This is a genomic window from Chitinophaga oryzae (genome assembly GCF_012516375.2).
GTDB classification, from domain to species: domain Bacteria; phylum Bacteroidota; class Bacteroidia; order Chitinophagales; family Chitinophagaceae; genus Chitinophaga; species Chitinophaga oryzae.
In genome coordinates, this window is record NZ_CP051204.2 from 3,064,973 (window position 1) to 3,087,497 (window position 22,525).

General features: G+C 51.1%; 12 protein-coding genes. 4 read left to right on the forward strand and 8 right to left on the reverse strand.

All coding sequences use genetic code 11. The annotated features are described in order from the left end of the window. Positions 1-6: 6 nt before the first annotated feature. From HF324_RS12830 to HF324_RS12845, 4 genes are all read right to left on the reverse strand, one after another. Positions 7-1,500: a RagB/SusD family nutrient uptake outer membrane protein gene (locus tag HF324_RS12830; protein ID WP_168859936.1), complete on the reverse strand. Its 1,494-nt coding sequence runs from the start codon at positions 1,498-1,500 to the stop codon at positions 7-9. A gap of 69 nt (positions 1,501-1,569) precedes the next feature. Next, a complete protein-coding gene (locus tag HF324_RS12835; RefSeq protein ID WP_168859937.1) occupies positions 1,570-4,830 on the reverse strand; it encodes a TonB-dependent receptor in 3,261 nt (1,086 codons plus the stop codon). Between the two features lie 210 nt (positions 4,831-5,040). Continuing rightward, positions 5,041-5,985, reverse strand: coding sequence for a FecR family protein (locus HF324_RS12840; protein ID WP_168859938.1), 945 nt, complete (start codon positions 5,983-5,985; stop codon positions 5,041-5,043). 93 nt (positions 5,986-6,078) lie between these two features. Next, a complete protein-coding gene (locus HF324_RS12845) occupies positions 6,079-6,660 on the reverse strand; it encodes an RNA polymerase sigma factor (RefSeq protein WP_168859939.1) in 582 nt (193 codons plus the stop codon). A gap of 320 nt (positions 6,661-6,980) precedes the next feature. Here HF324_RS12845 and HF324_RS12850 point away from each other — a divergent pair, with 320 nt between their 5' ends. Further along, entirely contained in the window at positions 6,981-8,216 is a 1,236-nt protein-coding gene (locus tag HF324_RS12850; RefSeq protein WP_168859940.1) for a cation:proton antiporter, read from the forward strand. A gap of 102 nt (positions 8,217-8,318) precedes the next feature. Here HF324_RS12850 and HF324_RS12855 read toward each other — a convergent pair whose 3' ends face one another. Both HF324_RS12855 and HF324_RS12860 read right to left on the reverse strand, forming a co-directional pair. After that, positions 8,319-8,735, reverse strand: coding sequence for a DUF6841 family protein (locus tag HF324_RS12855; protein WP_168802852.1), 417 nt, complete (start codon positions 8,733-8,735; stop codon positions 8,319-8,321). Between the two features lie 86 nt (positions 8,736-8,821). Beyond that, complete coding sequence (locus tag HF324_RS12860) at positions 8,822-9,682, reverse strand: hypothetical protein (RefSeq protein WP_168859941.1); 861 nt, start codon at positions 9,680-9,682, stop codon at positions 8,822-8,824. 164 nt (positions 9,683-9,846) lie between these two features. Here HF324_RS12860 and HF324_RS12865 point away from each other — a divergent pair, with 164 nt between their 5' ends. From HF324_RS12865 to HF324_RS33580, 3 genes are all read left to right on the forward strand, one after another. After that, positions 9,847-11,775, forward strand: a complete 1,929-nt coding sequence (locus tag HF324_RS12865; RefSeq protein ID WP_168859942.1) for a glycoside hydrolase family 97 protein — start codon at positions 9,847-9,849, stop codon at positions 11,773-11,775. A gap of 191 nt (positions 11,776-11,966) precedes the next feature. Continuing rightward, positions 11,967-15,125, forward strand: a complete 3,159-nt coding sequence (locus HF324_RS33575) for an amino acid permease (RefSeq protein ID WP_246269523.1) — start codon at positions 11,967-11,969, stop codon at positions 15,123-15,125. 24 nt (positions 15,126-15,149) lie between these two features. Beyond that, positions 15,150-19,877, forward strand: coding sequence for a beta-L-arabinofuranosidase domain-containing protein (locus tag HF324_RS33580; RefSeq protein WP_258539508.1), 4,728 nt, complete (start codon positions 15,150-15,152; stop codon positions 19,875-19,877). A 10-nt stretch (positions 19,878-19,887) separates the two neighbouring features. On the opposite strand, the gene HF324_RS12890 is transcribed toward HF324_RS33580, so the two are convergent. Together HF324_RS12890 and HF324_RS12895 are read right to left on the reverse strand one after the other, a co-directional pair. Then, positions 19,888-21,273, reverse strand: coding sequence for an undecaprenyl-phosphate glucose phosphotransferase (locus HF324_RS12890; protein WP_168802855.1), 1,386 nt, complete (start codon positions 21,271-21,273; stop codon positions 19,888-19,890). A 27-nt stretch (positions 21,274-21,300) separates the two neighbouring features. After that, positions 21,301-22,524: a WcaI family glycosyltransferase gene (locus tag HF324_RS12895; protein ID WP_168859943.1), complete on the reverse strand. Its 1,224-nt coding sequence runs from the start codon at positions 22,522-22,524 to the stop codon at positions 21,301-21,303. Position 22,525: the final 1 nt, after the last annotated feature.

Below are 22,525 nucleotides of genomic sequence, written 5' to 3' on the forward strand. Positions count from 1 at the left end.
TTTAAATTAAAAATATCCCTTGTTCTGAGGGAAGTTAACGGTGGACAGATCTATCTGCGCTTGCGGGATAGGGCGTAATACATGATGGTCTTTGATGTTCACCGCATTGGGATTGTACTTCTTCACTCTCTCTATCAGCTTACCGGTGCGGGCAAGGTCCATCCATCGCATACCTTCCCCGCCCAGTTCCCGTGCGCGTTCATCGAGGAGCTGGTCTATGTTCAGCTGTGCGGCGGTCACCTCCGGCAACTGTTTGCCTGGTTTGGCGGCCCTGGTCCTGACAGCATTGAAATAGGGCAGTGCATCATTGGGTTTTCCGGCCAGTATCAATGCTTCGGCAGCCAGCAGGTACGTTTCTGAAAAGCGGTACACAAAAAAATCGCGGAACCCGTTGAGCGCCTGTACGCTGGCACGGGTAGGATCGTCATGTTTTTTGATGCCCCAGTGCATGTTGTCATTGTTCGGGGCAATCACAGAAGTGACGCCGGGTGAGAGTTGCCATACTACGGTGTCACCTGTCTTTTTTCCGGGCGGTAGTGTAGCGGTATTGTTGTAGGTCCAGGTATAGCGGAAGGTGACGTCAAAACGGGCATCATTCTGATCGAACAGCTCCCGGAAAAAAGCAGTAGGCCTGAAACGGGTGTAAGGGCGTCCGCCTTGTTCCAGGTCGCGTTTTAAACCCGGGTACTGATCATAGGCAGGCGTAAAGAAGGCATGCCCCTGGTTACCATCGTCATTAAACAGGGCGTTGTTGAGGTATTGTACGGCGAATACAATTTCTGTATTTCGCTGATTGTTGTAATCAAATACCCCGCTGTAAGTCTTTACCAGCTGATAAGGACCTTCGTTAATTACTTTTATCGCAGCGGCGGCAGCACCGTCATTATCTTTCAGCAGCAGTTTAATTTTTGCCAGCTGATGAAGGGCAGCGCCTTTGGTAATGCGCCCGTACTCCGGAGATGTCCAGCCCAGTTGATCGACGGCATACTGTGTATCTTCCAGCATCTTTTTCCAGATGTCTTCTTTGGCAGTTCTGCCGGCATCTGTTACCACGCCTTTGGTTTCATGGGCGGAATACACCACGTCCCCAAATTGGAGCGTCAGCCAGTAGTAGTAATGCGCCCGTAAAAAACGTGTTTCTGCCTTATACTGGTTTTTGAGCTTATCATCCATCGCCACCTGGTCTATCCTGTCAAGGACGGTGTTGGCAGCATTAATGCCTGCATAACAATCGTTCCATATAGCATTCAGATAGTCGTCAGCGGGGTTGAGCGCGGAGGAATAGTCGTCCATGAACTTATATCCTCCGTCTTTTCCGTGCTGGAAAAGATCGGTGCCCATGGTGGTGACGGTAAATCCCTTCTGAGAGCCGTATAGTCCTCTCAGTTTGCTGTACACCCCGGTAACGCCGTTGGCAATGCCGGCAGGAGTGCTGTAGATAGCTTCCGGCACCGGTTTGTACAGATCTTTTTCATCCAGGCTGCAGGACGTGAAAAACAAGCAGCTAAGAGATATGGCAGTAATTATATGAAGCGGTTTAATAAATAACATAACCTGTTTTTTTAATCATTAGAAAGCAGCATTGAGGCCGATGGCATACATTTTTACCGTAGGGTACATGGCGCGGGTACCGTCTGATTCAAATTCCGGGTCCTGGCCTTTGTAGTGGGTGATCGTAAATGGATTTTCGGCGCTCAGGGTGATTTTTAAGGTTTTGATGGCAGCCCGCTGCAACCACAATGGCGGAAGCGAGTAAGCCAACGCCAGGTTTTTTACTCTTATGAAGCTGGCATCTTTATAGGCGAGCGTTGAACCGAGGTATACGCTTTCCTGGTTTTTATCGGGACGGGGATTGTCATTGGCAGGATTTTCCGGTGTCCAGTAGTCTGCATGGATGTTGTTATACCTGCCGGCCAGCCGGTTGTTATTTTCAAACCACCGGGAATAGATCAGGTAGTGCTGACGGGTATTGATGACGATGTTTAACTCCAGCCCCTTATAGGAGAAGCGGTTGGCCATACCCCCAATCCATCCGGGAAACTCAGAACCGAGGATCATGCGGTCCTGGTCACTGTATTGCTTATCTCCGTTTTTGTCCAGCAGTTTTATTTGTCCGGGTTTGGTGCCATATTCCTTCGCTGTGGCCGCCTCGCTGGTTTGCCAGATGCCTGTTTTCCTGTAATCATAAAACACTTTGATCGGCTGACCGATAAACCATTGGTTGCCGACATCGTCTTTTCCGTCTCCGTACAGCTGAACGATCTGGTTCTTGTTGGCAGAGAAATTCAGGTCGGTAGTCCATTGAAAACCGTTGTCGTTATTGATGTTTACGGTCGACAGGGTTACTTCCCATCCGCTGTTGCGGGTAGCGCCGATGTTTTGCAGTACTTCCGTATAACCGCTGCTGCCGGGGATACTTCTTTTCAGCAGGATGTTTTTGGTGTTGGCAATATAATGTTCAACGGTACCGGTAATACGGTCATTGAAAAAGCCGAAATCGATCCCGGCATTCAGGGAGGTAGTAGATTCCCATTTGAGATTAGGATTGGCGATGGTGGCGGGTTGAAAGCCATTCATCCCTGTTTCTCCAAAAGCATAGCTGCTTTTTTTGAGCGTACTGAAAGTGCCATAGGGAAGAATGCCGTTAAAGCCGGTGCTGCCGTAGCTGAGCCGCAGTTTTAAGGTGTTTATTTTGCGCAGCGACTGCATAAATGGTTCGGCATCGATGCGCCAGGCGACGGCGGCGGAAGGGAAGTACCCCCATTTATGGCCGGCGGCAAAAACGGAGGAGCCGTCTGCTCTGCCGGTGATCGTGAGAAGGTACCGGTTTTTATAATCGTAATTGATACGAGCCATGTAGGACAGTAACAGTGATTTGCGGTAGTCGCTGGTGATACCGGTTACTTCGCCTGCCGTTTCCAGGTTGTGGTAACTTTGGGTTTCATAAGGCAACTTGTTGGCTTTGATCCCGGAACTGTTGACTGTTTGCTGCTGGGAGCTTTGCAATAAGGTGATGCCCAGCCGTTGCGATTTTGACAATTGTTTGGTGTATTTCAGTATATTCTCTACCGTTATAGAGAACATATCTGAATTGCTCAAACCCGCGGTGGCATTTCCTCCCTGGTTATCATCCGTTTCGGCGCCTTTGAAGTAGCCTTCTTTGGATGCTTCCATTTCCGGCCCTATATTCAAACGGTAGGTGAGGTCTCTGAAGATGTCCCATTCTCCGTACATGCTGGCAAATACGCGCGTTTTATATCGCTGGTTGATGGTGTTTTGGATAATCATTAATGGGTTTACCCGCTGTCCTTCATCGTTATTGGGACGGAACAACAGTTTACCCGTGCTGTCGTAAGGGATCCCCAGCGGGTTTAAGCGCAGGGCGTTGTCGAATACTGTATTGTCTGTTATATTCTGTGCAGACATGCTGGCCAGGGTGGATACGCCCATCCTGATGCTACTATTCACCTGGTGATCGAGGTTAATACGCAAGGCTCCCCGTGTAAAATCCGTTTTGTCTATAATCCCTTTTTCCCTGAAATAGTTAAAGGAAACGGCGAATTGCGTTTTTTCCTTGCCGCCCGTAAGCGACAACTGGTGGTTTTGTTTGGCGCCGTTATGATAAATAAGGTCCTGCCAGTCGGTGGACCGTCCCAGCGCGAGGGAGCGCAGTGCAATATCATCGAAGAGGGTGGCGTCAGCCGGATAACTGTTGTTGGGATTGGCCGTTCTGGCGGCTTCCCTGCGAAGTTGGGCAAACTGCTCTCCATTCATCAGGTCCAGTTTCCTGGTGATGGCAGTAACACCGTAGTAGGCGTCATAGGCAACATTTGTTTTGCCTGCTTTACCTCTTTTTGTGGTGATGATCAATACGCCGTTGGCGGCACGGGAGCCATAGATGGCGGTAGAGGAAGCGTCTTTTAATACTTCTATGGAAGCGATATCATTGGGGTTGATTTCATTGAAACCACCGACCATCGGTATGCCATCCAATACGATCAGCGGGCTGTTGTCGTTTTTAATGGAACGCTGGCCGCGTAGCAGTATATTGGCGCCGGCGCCGGGCTCATTGCCACTGCTGAACACATCCAGGCCCGCCACCTTGCCCTTCAATGCCTGCGCGGCGTTGGTAGTAGGTTGTTCTGCAATGTCACGTGCTTTTACAGAGGACACGGAACCGGTGATATCCCGTTTCTTTTGGGTGCCATATCCTACTACCACTACTTCTTCCAGTCCTTTTACATCTTCCCGGAGTACGATCGCCGGCAGCTGGCCGGAGGAAATGCTTATCTCCCGGCGAATATACCCGGACATAGAAAAGACCAGTACATCACCAGCGGCGGCGTCTACGGAGAAGATGCCTTCATCGTTGGTGATGTTGCCCCTGCCGGCGTTTTTAACGGCGACGGTTACACCGGGTAGGGGCGTACCCTTTTCATCGGTGACTTTACCTTTTATCTTTTCCGCAGGAGCGGCAGGGGAAACCGTGGGGGCAGGAGGCGCGGACGCTTTTTCCAGGATGATTATTTTATTGTTTTGTATTTTATAAGTCAGCCGGGTATTACGGAGCAACTCGTTGACTGTCCATGCCACTGTTTGCTGCCTTACCTGCAGGTTTCCTGCTTTGTAAGGTGCTATCAACTGTTCATTGTAAACAAACAGGTAGTTTGTTTTTTGCTGGATAACGGCAAACGCTTCTTTGAGCGATTGCCCGGAGAAAGTGTAGTCGATGGTTTCATCACCGGCTGGCGACTGGCCATTGGAAGCTGCGCCCAGCAACAACTGGGAGCACATGAGCATAAGGAAAAACAGCCTGCTTCCCTTTTTCATTGCCTGTTGGGTTAGGGACGCAAGGATCCTGGTATAAATTTTCATACCTTTATACGGGTTTTAATAATTGATCAGATCGTTAATAAAATCCAGCAGGAGAGATCAATAAGTGATTGGCGTTACGCATTGATCTTTTTCCTGGAGCGGGCCGGTGGGGTTACCTCCCCCGGCTTTTTTAATGAGTTCATGTAACTGGCATAGGCGGTGGTTTTAGTGTATTTGTTTTCGGAAAATAATATGTTGGCCATTAGCGGTGCAGTTTAGTTTATTCGCCAGGCAAAGCATATCCAGTACATCTGACAGGGAATCCGTCGTCTCAATACCGGCGGTAATCCGATAGGCTGCGAGGCTGCTGTCAGCAAAGGATATCTGTATACCGTACCTGTTTTCGAGCGATAGTGCGATTACGTCCAGTCTTTCATTGTTAAACAGGAATTTGCCGGTGGTCCATCCGTTTATGGCTGTTCCGTCTACCGAGGCTTTGCTGAATGCAGCTGAGCCGGTGTGGACGGTTACCTGTTCATCAGGCAGCAGCACGACTTCCTTTCCGGCCAGCGGGACAGCCACTTTTCCCTGCTGTACGGTTACCTGGAGGAAATTCCGTTGCGGGTAATGGCGCACATTAAACACCGTACCGAGTACCCGGATGTTGATCTGTTCTGATTTTACCATAAACGGGTGTGCCGGGTCCTGTTTTACATCCAGGCACATTTCGCCGGACAGGAGTTCTATCTTTCTGTCTGCGCCTGTGAAATGGGCGGGGTACCGCATTCCGCCGCCTGCGTTTAGCCATACCCGTGTGCCATCGTCGAGTACCAGCTGCAGGGATTGTGTTTTCGGGGCAAATACTTCCTGCCAGTTTTCCCGGACGGGCCGGCGCATCCACATCAGCGTACCGGCGCCTGCTATCAGCAGCAGCAATGCTGCTATCCTGAGCAACGTATACCGGTGCATGGCCACCCGTTTTGCTGGCGCTGCTGTTTGTTGCTGCACCTTTTGCCATATGTTTTTTTCCAGGTGCTCAAAAGGGAGTCCGGACGTATCTGCTTTGCTGGCATCGCTTTCCTGCTGATACCATTGTTCTATCAACCGTTGTTCTTCCGGCGTACATTTTCCGGCGACATATTTTTTCAGCAGCTTTTTGATGTCATGCATAGGCATATTAAAAGGCATGTACCTTTTCTATAAGACAGATGAAAATAAAAAGAGGGGTAGATGCCGGCAGATTATTTTAAAATTAACGGCGGATCAGCAAAAAAGCGAGAAATGGGCCATTTTATGCCGGAGCGTACGAATGGCGTTGCTGATTTGTTTCTTGACGGTTTCCTGCGACAATTGCAGCTGATGGGCTATTTCTTTATGGGTAAGCGCCGATTTCCGGCTTAACTCAAATACTTCCCGCATTTTGGCGGGCAAGGCGTTTATTTCCCGCTCCATGCGGACCGTAATTTCTTTTTCTGTGATGTACTGCAGGGAATTGTTATCAGCAGCGGAGAGGGACTGTTTCAGGGAAGACAGGTGGTGACGGTAGGTGCGTTTGGAGGCCAGCATATTCAGTACCCTGTTCCGTGTAGCTACGTATAAATAGGCTGCCAGGGAGCCGGAGAGCTCAATGCTTCTGCCTTTGGTCCACAGGGTGGTAAATACTTCCTGCACAATATCCTGTGCATCTTCTTCGTGTATTAATATACGGTATGCCTGGAGATAGAGCACTCCCCAGAACCGCTTATATAGTTCTTCAAACGCAGCGGCGCTGCCCTGACGGAACTGCTCCAACAAGGCTTCGTCACTCAGGTTATCGAGCTGGTTGGTATAAGTGGATGGATGCATACAGGCCTTTTTAGGCAGACTGGCAGTCTGGTGTACCGGTCAAAGGTAATGCGGCCTGCAGACATTGTATATTAAATAATTGTAAGCAGCAGGCTATTTTTCGGGTTTTAAGGGGAAAGCTGCCGATGCACGCAGAAGCCCGGATGCAGATTCTTCCTTCTGGCAAAAGCTTTGTAAATTCGCTGGTCCGGAAAGGATAGTAGTATGGTTTGTCAAGGGTGTATTGCTCATCCGGGAATGGCAAATGTAAACACTGTTTTTTCTGCTATAGCAAAAACAACGTACCCTATATCGCTAACTAAAAGTCTAATCTGCAGGACATGGAATTGTTTATCCTTTTTTCGGTGCTCATCACGCTGGCAGCTTTCTTCTCTTACATAAACGTTAAGTTTATCAAACTTCCTTCGGGCATCAGCCTGATGCTGATGGGCACGATGGCGTCGCTGGGAGTAATTGTCACCGGACATTTTTCTTCAGGTTTCAGCACAATTGTAAAAGATAAACTGGCATTGATCGACTTCTCTGAATTCCTGCTGGGGATTTTGTTGAGTTTTCTTTTATTCGCCGGATCGCTTCATGTTAACGTAGCTGACTTGCGAAAGTCAGCCAGGAGTATTACTGTCTTTGCAGTAGTAGGTACACTGGTTTCCACCATGCTGGTGGGCGCCGCGCTCTACGGGTTAATGCTGTTATTTCAGCAGCCCGTACCCATGATATACTGTCTGCTCTTTGGTGCACTGATCTCACCTACAGATCCGATAGCCGTTATGGGGATATTAACCAAGGCCAATCTGTCCAAAACGATTGAAACAAATATTGTCGGAGAGTCCCTTTTTAATGATGGCATAGGTGTGGTGATATTTGCTACTTTGCTGCAGATAGCGGCAGTAGGTGTGGAAAATTTTGGTGCCGGCGATATTGGGTTGCTCTTTTTGGAGGAGGCAGTAGGTGGCATCCTTGCGGGGCTGGTTATCGGTTTTGCCGGATATAAACTGATGAAATCCATTGATCATTTTCAGACAGAAATCCTTATTTCTATAGCGATGGTGATGGGAGGCTACAGCTTTTGTCACTATATCCATGTTTCGGGGCCGCTGGCCATGGTAGTAGCCGGCATTATGACCGGAAACAGGGGGAAGGCGCTTGCCATGAGTGATGTTACGCGGGATTATTTAGGTAAATTCTGGGAGGTGACGGATGAAATCCTGAATGCGATTTTATTCATGTTGATCGGCCTGGAGATAGTGGTGGTGACTTTTGAAACGCAATACCTGGTCATCGGAATACTGGCTACCATATTATTAATCCTGGCCCGGTTTATCTCGCTTTATATCCCTGCTGTTGCGTTCAGGTTTAAAAAACAGCTTGGCACAAAAACATTGGCCATAATGACCTGGGGAGGCCTGAGAGGGGGCATTTCCATTGCCCTGGCGCTCTCGCTGCCGGCAAACCAGTATAAGGGTGTTATTGTTCCGGTTACGTTTATCGTTGTCCTGTTTTCTATTCTTGTTCAGGGATTCACCATCGGTAAGTTGATCAAACGGCTAAACAGATAGCATCCGGATAATCTGGGAGGAGATTAGGAAGATTATCCCTGGAAGAGAAAAGTAACCGATATCAGTTCCGGTTTTAAAATATTTGCAGGGGAATGTGATTTTTTACAATAATCCTTTTTGTCTCATCACCACTTCCTGGTCTTCATGAGAGATGTACATAATAATCTTCGGCCCACCGGTTAAATAAAGAAAATAGGAAATATCGAAGGTAATCAGTTCATCGCCCGTCTTTTCAAACTTCGCTCCCCAGGTCACCGTCGCCTGCGTATAGCCGGTGCTGATAGGCATTTCTTTTATGTTCACGACCTGCAGGTGCCGCATCCCTGTTTGCCGGTTGAACTGCTCCACCTGTTCCAGCCAACGGATAAAGCTGTCGTCGTTTTTAAACGCGCCATTGCCCTGGGGCGCGGCGGCAATAAAGCTCTCCGCATAAAAACCGGCAATGCTGTTAAGGTCATTGTTGTTGTTCGCGGCAGCATATCTTTCAAAGAATGCTTTCAGGTTTTTACTGTCTTCCATGGCTGAAAATTTGGGTGAATACTACCAACAGGCTCCATTACGCGGCACAAAAACCGTGTCATTTCCGGTGTAAAAGTGGAGGCTGCTTATTGTTTCCTGCCCGGAGGAAGGGTTACCGGAGGGAAAGCGTTTTCATCCGGACAAGCGATGCTGATCACAGGCTCGTCCACAACGGCAATGGATTGACGGCTTTTCTGAGGTGTTATTTTTTCGACGGGGCCGTTTTTAACGTATCGTTCCTTTCGGAAGGCTTTAATCCTGTCCTGGTTTAACTGTTCGTATCGTGTGACCAGCAGTTGCGGAAGCGATGACGGTGCGTTGGGTTGCTTTTGCAGCTCAATGTTGCCCAGCAGGTAGCGTCCGTCTTTGTATTCAATGCTCACATTCCGTTGCCCCCGGGGGAAGGCGTTGTTGTTTACCAGGAGATAAATTTCATCGTATTTTTCGGGGATTTGATAGCTATATACATAAGCGGAGGTGTCTTTTCCGCCGGGAGGCAGTTTTATCGCGACAGTGATGTCGTTACATTCCTGCCGGTTTACCCTCACGTATTCGTATAGGCTGTAGCTGCATTTGGGCTCTTCCCGGTACACCCGCCGGAAGGACGTTCCCGGACCGCCGGGGCCTATCCGTACAAAGGCATCTTTATCGGCAAAACCGCTGAAGCATATTTGTCCGCCGTGGCTGTTTCCGGCGGATGCGTACAGGTCGACCAGGTCCGGCTGCCCAAACTCAAAGCTGACCTTATTTTTATTGACCGGCTTCCATTGGCCGTCGACATACATGTTCCCGATGAAAACATAGAACCGTCCCGCTTCATCCAGGATAAAATGCGCCTTTTCTTTAGAGCCGTCCACGGACTCGGCGGTGTAGTATCCTGTGAACTGGGCGGAAGCGGAAGCGCTGATCAACAACAGCATTGCTGCCACAATTTGTTTGGGTGTCATATCGTCGCTGCGAAATTTATGTTGCTAAAGATAATGAAATAACATCATCGCGGATCTTCCTGCTTCTAAACCAGTAGGTTATAATTAATAATAGTCAAATTGACATTTATTATTTATCTTTAGCGGTACCACGTTTATGAACCGTTTTAAAGCATCGTTTTATTATGAATTGGATAAAAATCGTCCCCGTTATCTTTACCTTCTCCGTTACACAAGCCTTTTCGCAGTCGAAAGCCGTGCAGATCTCCAGTCCGGACCAGCAAATACAGGTGTCCGTATGGAGCGGCGCGGAAGGGGATATCCGCTACCTGGTGAAGCATCGCAACACCATTGTCATAGACACTTCCTCTCTCGGTCTGACGCTGGCGGATGCAGACTGGACGCGGCAGCTCAACCTGGTGTCCGTCTCTGCTGCCCGCCCGGTCAATGACAGCTACCGGCTGGCCTTTGGTAAAAAATCCATGGTCAGCTACAAAGCCTATCAAAGGGAGTTGCATTATGTCAATAAGCAGCATGCGCCGTTGGCTGTCGTGTTCAGGGTGTCCAACGATGCGGTGGCATTCAGGTATCTGCTGACCGGTAAACCGGCAGGCATCCGGCAGGTAGTAAAAGAAAACACCGGTTTTAGTTTCCCGGAAGGTACGTCCACCTGGCTGCAGCCCATGCAGGTGGCGAGATCAGGATGGGAAAGCGTTAACCCTGCTTATGAAGAGCATTATCGCCCCGATGTTCCTGTTGAAAAGGTGGGAGAGAACAAAACCGGCTGGGTATACCCGGCACTGTTCAAAGTGGGCGACAGCTGGGCGCTGCTGACAGAATCGGGGCTGGACAGCAACTACTGCGCTACGCGATTAATATCGGAAGCTACCCCCGGGCATTTTACCGTTGGGTTTTCCGACCCCCGGGAGACAATTCCCGGTAAAGACTACCTGCCACATGGCACCTTGCCCTTTTCCTCGCCCTGGCGGGTGGTGACGATCGGTTCGCTGGAAACCATCATCACTTCCACCGCCGGCACAGACCTGGCAAAACCCGCTGTTCTTACCAATACGTCCTTTGTCAAACCCGGCAAGGCTTCCTGGAGCTGGATCAGTTCCAAGGATGATTTTATCACCTATGATGAACAGGTGCGGTACATCGATCTGGCGGCGGATATGCATTGGCAATACTGCCTGATAGATGTGGACTGGGACCGGAAAATCGGTTACGCCGGCATAAAAAAGCTGGCTGATTACGCAAAAAGCAAAAATGTGGCTTTATGGCTCTGGTACAACTCCGCAGGCGATTGGAACACGGTAAAGTATACGCCTAAAAACCTGTTGCTGACGCACGAAAGCCGCATGAAAGAATTTGCCCGCATCAGCGAAATGGGCATTAAAGGCGTGAAGATCGATTTTTTTGCGGGCGACGGGCAGTCAGTGATAAAATACTATATCGATATATTGAATGATGCCGCGGCCAACGGGCTAATGGTCAATTTCCACGGCGCCACGCTGCCGAGAGGCTGGGCGCGTACCTATCCGAACCTGCTGACTGCCGAGGCGGTGAGAGGCTTTGAAAACGTGACCTTCGGTCAGAACGACGCAGACAGGGAAGCAGAGATCTGCACCATGCTGCCGTTCACCAGGAATGCTTTTGATCCGATGGATTATACGCCTGTCAACCTTTATAAAGTGCACTCCAACACCCAACGCAAAACCACCAATGCGTTTCAGCTGGCATTGTCTGTTTTGTTTCTTTCCGGCGTACAACATTATGCAGAATCCCCGGAAGGCATGTCAAAAACTGACGAAGCCGTTAAATCGGTGCTAAGAGCGCTACCCGATGCCTGGGACGAGGTGAAGTTCCTCGGCGGCTATCCCGGCAGGTACGTGGTCGTGGCCAGGAGAGCGGGCACCAGGTGGTATGTCGCAGGCATCAATTCACAGCCGCAGGCACAAAAGGTATTGATTGATCCCACTGTGTTGGGTAAAACAAAAGGCCGGCTGATCACAGAAGGAAAAGACGCATTCTCTTTCAATATTGAAGAAGTCAGCCAGGCAAAATCGGTGGAAATCAAAGCCTCCGGCGGGTTGCTGATGGTATTGGAGTAAATGATCTTTAGTAATTGTTAATTTGACATTAATTTGTGCCGTTTTTGTACCAGCCTGTAGGAAGATATTGGCCGGAACAGGTTAAAATAAGGTAACAATTAACTACAATCGGGTAACCAGGCTGAAAATGATTAGGATATTTTTGAAGGAGAGGTACCATTTCTAACCGGGTTGCCCGATAAAAATAATCTATGTCAGATCAACCAAAATCCTTCCGGCGTTCATTCGGTCTGCTCGACGCCACCATGGTAGTAGCCGGCTCAATGATCGGCTCGGGAATATTTATTGTCAGTGCGGACATTACCCGCAACACCGGCTCTGCGGGCTGGCTGGTCCTCATCTGGACCATTACCGGCCTGCTAACCCTTACCGCCGCCCTGAGTTACGGGGAGCTGAGCGGCATGTTCCCGAAAGCGGGCGGACAGTATGTGTACCTGAAAGAAGCTTTTGGTCCGCTGCCGGCGTTTTTGTTCGGATGGAGTTTTCTCACCATCATACAAGCCGGCTCCATCGCCGCCGTCGGTGTGGCTTTTGCGAAGTTCTCCGCTTATCTTTTCCCAGCTTTAAGCGAGAAGAATGTGGTCGCCCATCTGGGGTTTATCACCATTTCTTCCGCACAGCTCACCGCCATCCTGTTAATAGTGTTCCTGACGTTTATTAACACAAGGGGTGTCAAAGAAGGGAAAGTCATCCAGACGGTTTTTACGCTTACCAAAATAGCGGCGTTGATCGGGCTGATCGTTGTGGGGCTGATGACTGCCAGCCAGCATACCTGGAACGCCAACTGGCAAAGCGGGTTTTCGCTGGGAAAACTGGAGGCCGGTCATTCACAGCTGCTGCCATATGCCGGGTTCACCGTCATGGGAGCTATCGCCGGCAGTATGGTGGGCAGCCTGTTCAGCAGCGATTCCTGGAACAACGTCACCTTTATCGCCGGTGAAATCAAAAGACCGGAGCGTAACATCGGCCTGAGCCTCTTCCTGGGCACGCTGATGGTGACAGCCATTTATGTGCTTACCAACCTGATGTACCTCGGCGTTATGCCGCTGCAGGAAATTGCTTTCGCTGAAAACGACCGTGTAGGGGTGGCGGCCTCCCGGTATATCTTCGGCGCAAAGGGTACGGTGATCATCGCCGTGCTGCTGATGGTATCTACTTTTGGCTGTAACAACGGCCTGATTTTATCCGGCGCCAGGGTATGCTATTGCATGGCAAAAGATGGCCTGTTTTTCAGCCAGCTGGGATCGCTCAATAAAAACGCCGTTCCGGGGAAAGCCTTATGGCTGCAATGCATATGGGCGTCCATGCTTTGCCTTAGCGGCCGTTATGGACAGCTGCTCGAGTATGTCATCTTTGTAGTACTGTTGTTTTATATCCTCACGATCGCGGGTATTTTCCGGTTACGCCGCAAACGGCCCGACATTCCCCGCCCTTACAAAGCTTTTGGTTATCCCTGGCTGCCGCTGTTGTACATCATCAGCGCCGCTGTTATTTGCTTCGCTTTACTGGTGTACAAACCTTTGTATACCTGGCCCGGGCTGGGGATCGTGCTGCTGGGGATCCCGGTGTATGCCTGGTACCGGAAGGCGCGTCTGCAACAGGTATCTGCTCCGGGTAGCGGTCAACTGGTAAAAATTTTAGTCATGATAACGGTTTCCGGCGGTATTTCCGCTCACGCCACGGCACAACAAACAACAACAAATGCGCTGTACGAACAAACCAGCGAAATCAATAACCTGATGGTGCCGTACTATGCGGACAAGGGAAATCTCGAAAGATATTACTTTATTGAAAACTCCCCTGAGCGCCGGGAACGCTTAAAGCAGCTGTATACCGGCTACCTGCGGCAATTGCAGGAAGTGAACTTTGATGCGCTGCCTCCTGGTTCGCGGGTAGACTATATCCTGTTCCGCCGTGAACTGCAGGAACAACTGCGCCTGCTGGAAACAGAAACACAGCAGTGCCGTCAGCTGGATGCATGGTTTCCCTTTGCCGGTGATATTTACACCATTGAAAAGGCAAGAAGGAGAGGCGGAAGACCGGATGCTGCCGCAGTAGCGGCTGCGTATCACAGGGCGGCCCTCCTCATCCGGGAGAAAGAAAAGCAGCTGGAAGGAAACCATTCGCCGGACATTCACCTGCTGCGCAGGGCCGCCGGTACCACCCGGGGATTGCAGGCCGCGCTGGAAAGCGTACATACTTTTTACAACGGCTATGATCCGCAATATTCCTGGTGGGCGCCCGGCCCTTACCGGGAACTGGATACCGCGCTGAAAAGTTATGCCTCCCTGTGGGCAAAAAAAATCAGCACCGCGCCGGGCGGAAAAGATGATGGCAGCGGTATCACCGGTCACCCTATCGGCCGTGAAGAGCTGGTGCGGCAGCTGCAGTATGAGATGGTCCCTTATTCGCCGGAAGAACTGATAGACATCGCCAACAAAGAATTCGCGTATTGTGATGCTGAAATGCTGAAAGCGGCGGCAGATATGGGCCTGGGGAAAGACTGGAAACAGGCGCTGGAGAAAATCAAAAACAGTTATGTGCCTGCCGGCGGGCAGCCGGAGGCCATCATGAAATTATATCATGAATCCGTTAATTTCCTGAAAGAACACGATCTGCTGACGATCCCGCCCATGGCGGAAGAAACGTGGCGGATGATCATGATGACGCCGGAGCGGCAGCTGGTAAACCCGTTCTTTACCGGCGGCGAGGAGCTGAGCATTTCTTATCCAACAGACAGTATGAGCGAAGCTGACAAGCTGATGAGCATGCGCGGTAATAACCCGCACCTGTCACGCGCCACCGTGCACCATGAGCTCATCGCCGGCCATGGCCTGCAACAGTTTATGACCAGCCGGTATAAAACATACCGCCATTTTGAAACGCCTTTCTGGATAGAAGGCTGGGCGCTGTACTGGGAGATGCTGCTGTGGGACATGAAGTTCGCCCGGTCGCCGGAAGACCGCGTGGGTATGTTGTTCTGGCGCATGCATCGTTGCGCGCGCATTATCTTCTCCCTGAATTATCACCTGGGCAAATGGACACCACAGCAATGCGTGGACTTCCTGGTCAACAGGGTAGGACACGAGCGGGCCAATGCGGAAGGAGAGGTGCGCCGCTCTTTCGCCGGCGATTACAGCCCGTTGTACCAGGTGGCCTACATGATCGGCGGCCTTCAGTTTATGGCATTGAAACAGGAGCTGGTGGACAGCGGGAAGATGAGTTACCGCCAGTTCCATGACGCGGTCCTGAAAGAAAATATGTTACCGGTGGAACTGATCCGTGCGTTGCTGACCGGTAAAACGATAGAAAAAGATTTTAAAACAAGCTGGCGCTTTTACCGGCGCTGACCTGGTTTATTAACCGTAGTTATTATGAAGAAATTACTTTTTGCTTTGCTGGCGCTGTGTACAGGAACAGTGCCTCTCTCTGCCCAGTCTTATGTGCCCGGCCGTCATGATACGAAGATAAAAGTCAGCCCCGGCGTACCGGTACACGCATATACCTTCCGCCCGGGCGACGTACAGCTGCTCGATGGCCCGTTTAAACAAGCCATGGAGGCGGATGCAGGATACCTGCTGGTCATATCGCCGGACAGGCTGCTGGCAGATTTCCGCAATCATGCGGGCTTAAAAGCAAAAGGAGAACGTTATGGCGGCTGGGAATCCACCGGCCTGGCCGGGCATACGCTGGGGCATTACCTGTCGGCCTGCGCCATGCATTACGGAGCCACCGGCGACAAACGGTTCCTGGACCGGGTTAATTACATCGTACAGGAGCTGGAGGAATGCCAGCGGCACCGCAAAACCGGCTACATGGGCGCTATCCCGGGAGAAGATACCCTGTGGGCGCAGGTGAAGGCCGGCAATATCCGTTCCCGCGGATTTGACCTCAACGGCGGCTGGTCGCCCTGGTACACCGTACACAAAATTATGGCCGGCCTGCTGGACGCCTATCTCTATTGCGATAATAAAAAGGCGCTGACCATCGAAAAAGGAATGGCTGACTGGACCGGCACCATCGTTGATCATCTGCCGGACTCACTGATACAAAAAATGCTGTTGTGTGAGTATGGCGGCATGAATGATGTGCTGGTCAATACCTATGCGCTGACTGCCGAAAAAAAATACCTGGACATGTCCTTCCGCTTCCACGACCGGCGCATCCTGGACTCCCTGGCCGCACAGCTGGACGTGCTGCCCGGCAAACATTCGAATACACAGATACCAAAAGTAATAGGCTGCATCCGTCGTTATGAACTCACCGGCAGCAGGCAGGACAGCACCATCGCGGCTTTCTTCTGGAACACCGTGACCAGCCACCATTCCTATGCGCCGGGTGGCAACAGCAACTACGAATACCTGGGACCTGCGGACAAACTGAACGACCAGCTCACCGACAATACCATGGAGACCTGCAATACGTACAATATGCTGAAGCTGACGCGGCACCTGTTTGCGCTGCGTCCCGCCGCTAACCTGATGGATTATTACGAACGCGGACTGTACAACCATATCCTGGCTTCACAAAACCATCAGAACGGCATGATGTGTTATTTTGTTCCGCTGAGGATGGGCGCCCGCAAGGAGTTCAGTGATTCTCTCCATACATTTACCTGCTGCGTAGGCTCCGGCATGGAGAACCATGTGAAATACGGCGAAAGTATTTATTTCGAAGGAGCGGACGGCAGTTTGTATGTGAACCTGTTCATTCCTTCCCGTCTGCACTGGCGCGATAGGGACCTGACCATAGAACAGACTACGCAACTGCCGGCGAACGACCAGGTACTGTTCACCATCCGCACGCGGAAGAAAACGGCTGCTTTCCCGCTGCGCATCCGTAAGCCGCGCTGGGTAAAAGAGGGAATGCAGGTGTTGGTGAACGGTCAGCCACAAACAGACGTCCATGCCGGCGCAGATGGTTATATTTCGCTGGACCGCCCATGGAAGGACGGCGACCAGGTGACGCTGAAGCTGCCGATGGGCATCTACAGTGAGGCCATGCCGGACAATCCCGGCCGTATCGCTTTGCTTTACGGGCCGGTAGTGCTGGCCGGCACGCTCGGGGAAAAAGAGCCCGACCCTGTTACCGGTATCCCGGTGCTGGTAACGCCGGAACGGGACGCTGCCCAATGGGTTACCCGCGATCCGCAGCAACCGCTGGTATTCCATACCAGCAAGGCTGGCCAGCCGCAGGAGCTGCGACTGGTGCCCTTCAGCACCGTACAGCATGAACACTACAGTGTTTACTGGGACATTTTCACACCGCAGGAATGGGCGGTACAGCAGGAACGTTATGCCGCAGAGAAGAAAAGACAACAGGAGATAGAAGCCAGTACGGTAGATATATTGCGCCCCGGCGAAATGCAGCCGGAAAGGGACCATCATTTTACTGCGGATAAAACCAATACCGGGGAAGACCACGGCCGTAAATGGCGTATGGCCGACGATGGGGGAGCGATGACTTTCACTATGAAGGTGGACAGCAGCGCTGCGAACAGCCTCCTTTGCAATTATTGGGGGATGGACAACCGTTACCGGGCTTTCGATATCTTTATCGACAACGTAAAGGTGGCCACCGAAGATCTGAACAAGTATAAAGCCAGCAAGTTCTATGAAATCGTTTATCCTTTGCCGTTGGCCGTTACCCGTGGTAAACAAACGGTGACCGTAAAGCTGCAGGCCCATCCCGGCAACAGTGCCGGACCCGTATACGGCCCCGTAAGAACGATCAGGGGCGCCTTCCCGGGGGCCGGAGAAGGGAAGACGGATTATCCTATTCAGCCGGTACCTTTTACGCAGGTACATGTCTCCGACAACTTCTGGGCGCCCAAGATAAAAGTGAATGCCGAAGTGTCTATTCCGTATACGCTGGAGCAATGCAAAAAAACAGGGCGCATCGACAATTTCCTACGAGCGTCCGGCAAGCTCCGCGATGATAAAATGACGGAATACACCTTTGATGATACCGACCTGTACAAAGTGATCGAAGGCGCTTCCTATGGTTTGCAGGTACGGAAAAACCCCGAACTGGAAAAATACCTGGATACCCTGATCGGCATTATCGGCGCCGCACAGGAAAAAGACGGATACCTGTATACTTTCCGGACGATGAACGCCTCCCATCCTCATACCTGGATGGGCGCCAGGCGCTGGGAAAAGGAAGAAGACCTGAGCCATGAACTGTATAATTCCGGCCATCTGTTTGAAGCTGCGGTAGCGCATTACCAGGCCACCGGCAAGAGAACGCTGCTGGACATCGCCATCAGAAATGCCGACCTGCTGGTCAGCGTATTCGGCTTTGGCAGGGAAGAACGTTTTCCCGGTCATCAGATCGTGGAAACCGGGCTCACTAAAATGTACCGGGTGACCGGGAAGAAGGAGTACCTGGACCTGGCTAAATTTTTCCTCGATGTCCGCGGGCCCGGTAAGCCTAACAGCGGGGAATACAACCAGTCGTATAAAAAGGTGATAGAGCAGCATGAGGCGGTAGGACATGCCGTGAGAGCCGCCTACATGTATACCGGTATGGCCGACGTGGCAGCACTGACCGGCGACCGGCAGTATTTGTCGGCTATCGATGATATCTGGCATGATGTGGTGGAGAAGAAATTATATGTTACCGGCGGCATCGGCGCTACGGGCAACGGGGAAGCTTTCGGGCAGGCGTACGAGCTGCCTAATATGTCGGCCTACGCAGAAACCTGCGCCTCTATTGCCAACGTGTACTGGAACAGCCGTATGTTCCTCCTGCATGGCGACGCCAAATACATCGATGTAATGGAACGCACATTGTACAATGGCTTGCTCAGTGGCGTATCGCTCAGCGGCGACCGCTTTTTTTATCCCAACCCGCTGGCTTCCATGGGCCAGTATCAGCGCAGCGCCTGGTTTGGCTGCGCCTGTTGTATTTCCAATATGACCCGCTTCCTGCCTTCTATGCCGGGATATATCTACGGACAGAACGGGAATGACCTGTATGTAAACCTCTTTGTGGGCAATACAGCGGATATAACATTGCCCGCCGGAAAGGTGACGGTCACCCAACAGACCAACTATCCATGGGACGGGAAGACGGACATCGCTATCCTTCCTTCCGGGGCTGCCGCTTTTGCGTTGCATATCCGCATCCCGGGCTGGGCGGCCAACAGGCCGATACCGGGAGATCTATACTTCGACGCGCCCGGAACACAGCAGAAAAAGATCAGCATCCTCCTGAACGGACAACCCGCGCAATACCGTATGGAGAAAGGCTACGCCGTCATGGAGCGCACCTGGAAAGCAGGAGACAAGATCAGCCTTGATTTCCCGATGGACGTCCAAAAGCTGATGGCCGACAGTATGGTGGAAGCGGACAAAAAACGTTTTGCATTACAGCGGGGGCCGCTGGTGTACTGCCTCGAAGGGCCGGACAATAAAGACGGCGCCGTACAGAATATCGTGGTGGATAAAAATGCAGCAGTGAAGGCCGTTTACAAACCTTCTCTGCTGAATGGGGTTACGGTGCTGGAAATGAAAGGCACGTCGTCCCGCCGGCAGGCAAACAAGGATGCGCTGGTAAAGTCGGTACAAACGGTAACGGCTATCCCGTATTATGCCTGGGCTAACCGCGGTCCCGGCGAAATGACGGTATGGGTCCCCTATGAAGCGTCGGCTGCCCGCCCTACACCGGCGCCCTCCATCGCTTCAAAAAGTAAGGTCAGCGCTTCCGCTACCAACAAAAAAATGTATGTGGCGCTGAACGACCAGTATGATCCGATGTCTTCAAAAGACAACAGCGCTCCGTATTTTCACTGGTGGCCCAAACAAGGTACACAGGAATGGGTACAGTACGATTTCGACCAGGAATATACTGTTTCTTCTTCCGGTGTGTACTGGTATGATGACGGTCCTTTCGGCGGTTGCCGCGTACCGGCGTCCTGGAAGTTGTTTTACAAAAAAGGCGAAGAATGGTTGCCGGTAAAGAATACCGGCAACTACGGTACTGCGAAAGACGGGTATAACTCCGTGCAGTTTGAGCCGGTGAAAACATCCGCGCTTAAAATGGAGGTGCAGCTGCCGGCCGAAAATTCTTCCGGTATACTGGAATGGCGGGTGAAGTGACGGACGGCCATCAAAACGCATTTTCTTCTCCGCGGATGGTATTCCGGACCGTTAAAAATATAATACGGAGGTCCAGGTACAGGGACCAGTTTTCCATGTACCATATGTCATGCTCAATTCTCCTGCGCAGATGTAATTCGTCGGTGATTTCCCCCCGCAAACCGCTGACCTGTGCCCAGCCGGTGATACCTGGTTTCAGGAAATGGCGGATCATATACTGTTGTATCGCCCGGGAGTATTCTTCGGTATGACGCAGCATATGGGGCCGTGGTCCTACTATCGACATATGTCCCATCCAGACATTGAGGAATTGCGGCATCTCGTCCAGGTTGGTTTTACGAAGTATACGGCCTATCCGTGTGAAGCGGCTGTCGTGCCGCGTTGCCTGTTTGGCATCAGCATCCTTGTTCACATGCATGCTGCGCAATTTCAAACAGGGAAAATTCTGGTTATTGCGGCCGGTACGATACTGGATAAAGAATACCGGTCCTGCCGATTCCAGCCTGATCAGCAGCGCCAGCAACGGAATCAGCCAGCTTAGGATGAAGATGATCACCAAGCTGCTGAATACAATATCAAATATCCGTTTCCGTATCCGGTTGGCGATATCGTCCAGTGGCTCAGCGCGCAACGAGATAATCGGGATATTATTGAAATAGTCCACGAAGATCTGCCGGTTTACAAACAACTTGAAGTCCGGCACAAAGCGGAAGTGGATCAGGTTCAATTCAGCTTCCCTGGCCAGGGTATACAGGTACGGAAATTTCTCGGGCGATAGGGTAGAGTAGATTTCGCGGATGTTATTGGACTGCGCATAAGGTACACATGCTTCCAGGTTGCCGATCACCGGGTAGTACGACAGCTCATGCACATTGCTGTGTTCTTCAAAATAACCTTCGAATTTGAGGTTGCTGTTGTCTTCCAGCAGTTTGCCCGCCAGCTCTTTCGAGAGATCGTTATATCCCAGGATCACCACTTTTTTCTCTACCCCCCTGCGATGCATGATGTGATTGGTGACCCGGTAAAAAGTCCAGCGGCCCAGTAACGCCATCAGGATAAAGCCTGTACAATAAATGAGAATGAACAGGCGGGAGTACAGTTGTTTGGAGAGAAACAGGAACAGCAGCAACAATAGTAAATACAACAGTATGCTCTGTACCGTTTTTCGCGCGATACGGTCAAACGACAATTGCTGGCTCAGGAAATAGATGCCGGTCGTATACAGCGCCACCATCCAGGAGAGGTTGGACGCTACAAGGAAAATGTCTGCGTTGATGTCCTGCATGCGATCATATCGCTGTAGCCAGGCGCTGCTGAGGAAAAACAGCGCATTCAGGAAAATAAAGTCCAGCACGATCAACTGGATGCTGCAAATTTTAAGATATCGGTTCAACATAAAAGAGATGGTTGATCAATAAAAAAGCTATGCTACCTGTTCTTTAAAGCGTGTCATTACGGCCGAAATGGAGAGGTGGGCCGCTGCATAATCGCGAGCGTTTCTCGCAATATCAGCCGTGTTTTCCCATAGTGCCTTCCCAATACCAGCCTGCAATGCTTCCTGGTTTTCGGCGTCTATTAGTATACCGATGTTATGGCTGCGTACCAGTTCATGCAAACCGGTGCCGGCATTGGCCGTGATCAGTGCTATGCCGCCTACTGCCAGTATGGTAGTGAGTTTGGACGGCATTACCAGGTCACTGGCGTGTGACTTTTGGATGACCAGGTGCACGTCGGCCATGTTCAGGAAACGATTGAACTGTTCTGCAGGCTGCAGTGGTAAGAAAATTGTGTTCTTTAACTGCATTTGTGCTGCCATCTGTTCCAGTTTGATCTTGTAAGGTCCGGAACCACAGATCAGAAATTTTACCTCCGGGCGATGTTGCCATGTTGCCGCTGCGTGCAGCAATGATTCCAGTCCCTGCTTTTCGCCGATGGCACCGGAATACAACACAATTTTATCGGTGGCCGAAAACCCAAATGCTTCTTTCAAAGCCGCCCTGTCCGTTAAGGGATGAAACTTTGTTATGTCCACCCAGTTGGGAAACAGCAGGACTTCCCTACCGGTCTTATCGCTTATTTTCCGGATCATGCCATCCGCGATGCTGCTTACATGGTCTGCATTGCGCAGGATCAGTTGCTCCAGTTTCAGCATCATGCTGATAAGGCGTTTTGACCGGATCATGGCTAAATCCCTGGCGGCCTCTATCTGCAGGTCTTGCACATGGTATACAACGGCAGCGCCGCGCAACTTTTTGTAAAGCACTGCCAGCAGGCCCAGGTGGAACGGAGGAGCTACCGTAATGACGATGTCAAATTTGCGGGCGCCTATCAGCTGCAGGACTTTTATAAAGGCCGATGCAATGAAGGATGCGTCCTGCAATATCCGCTTCTTGCCGGAAGGCGTGGCTGGCACATACTGCGGGCACCGGTATATGGTAATGTTCCCGGCCACTTCTTTTTTAAACCGCTTTTTTATGCGGTCATAGGGAGGCTGCACCGCCCATTGCGGATAATAAGGATAGGTGGTGATAACCGTACAGTCATAACCATTATTTGCCAGCCAGCTGATCATTTCACCATTGTATTTTCCGATGCCGGTTGGCTCCGGTGAAAAATTCCCGCCTATCAGTAGTACGCGTTTAGCCATA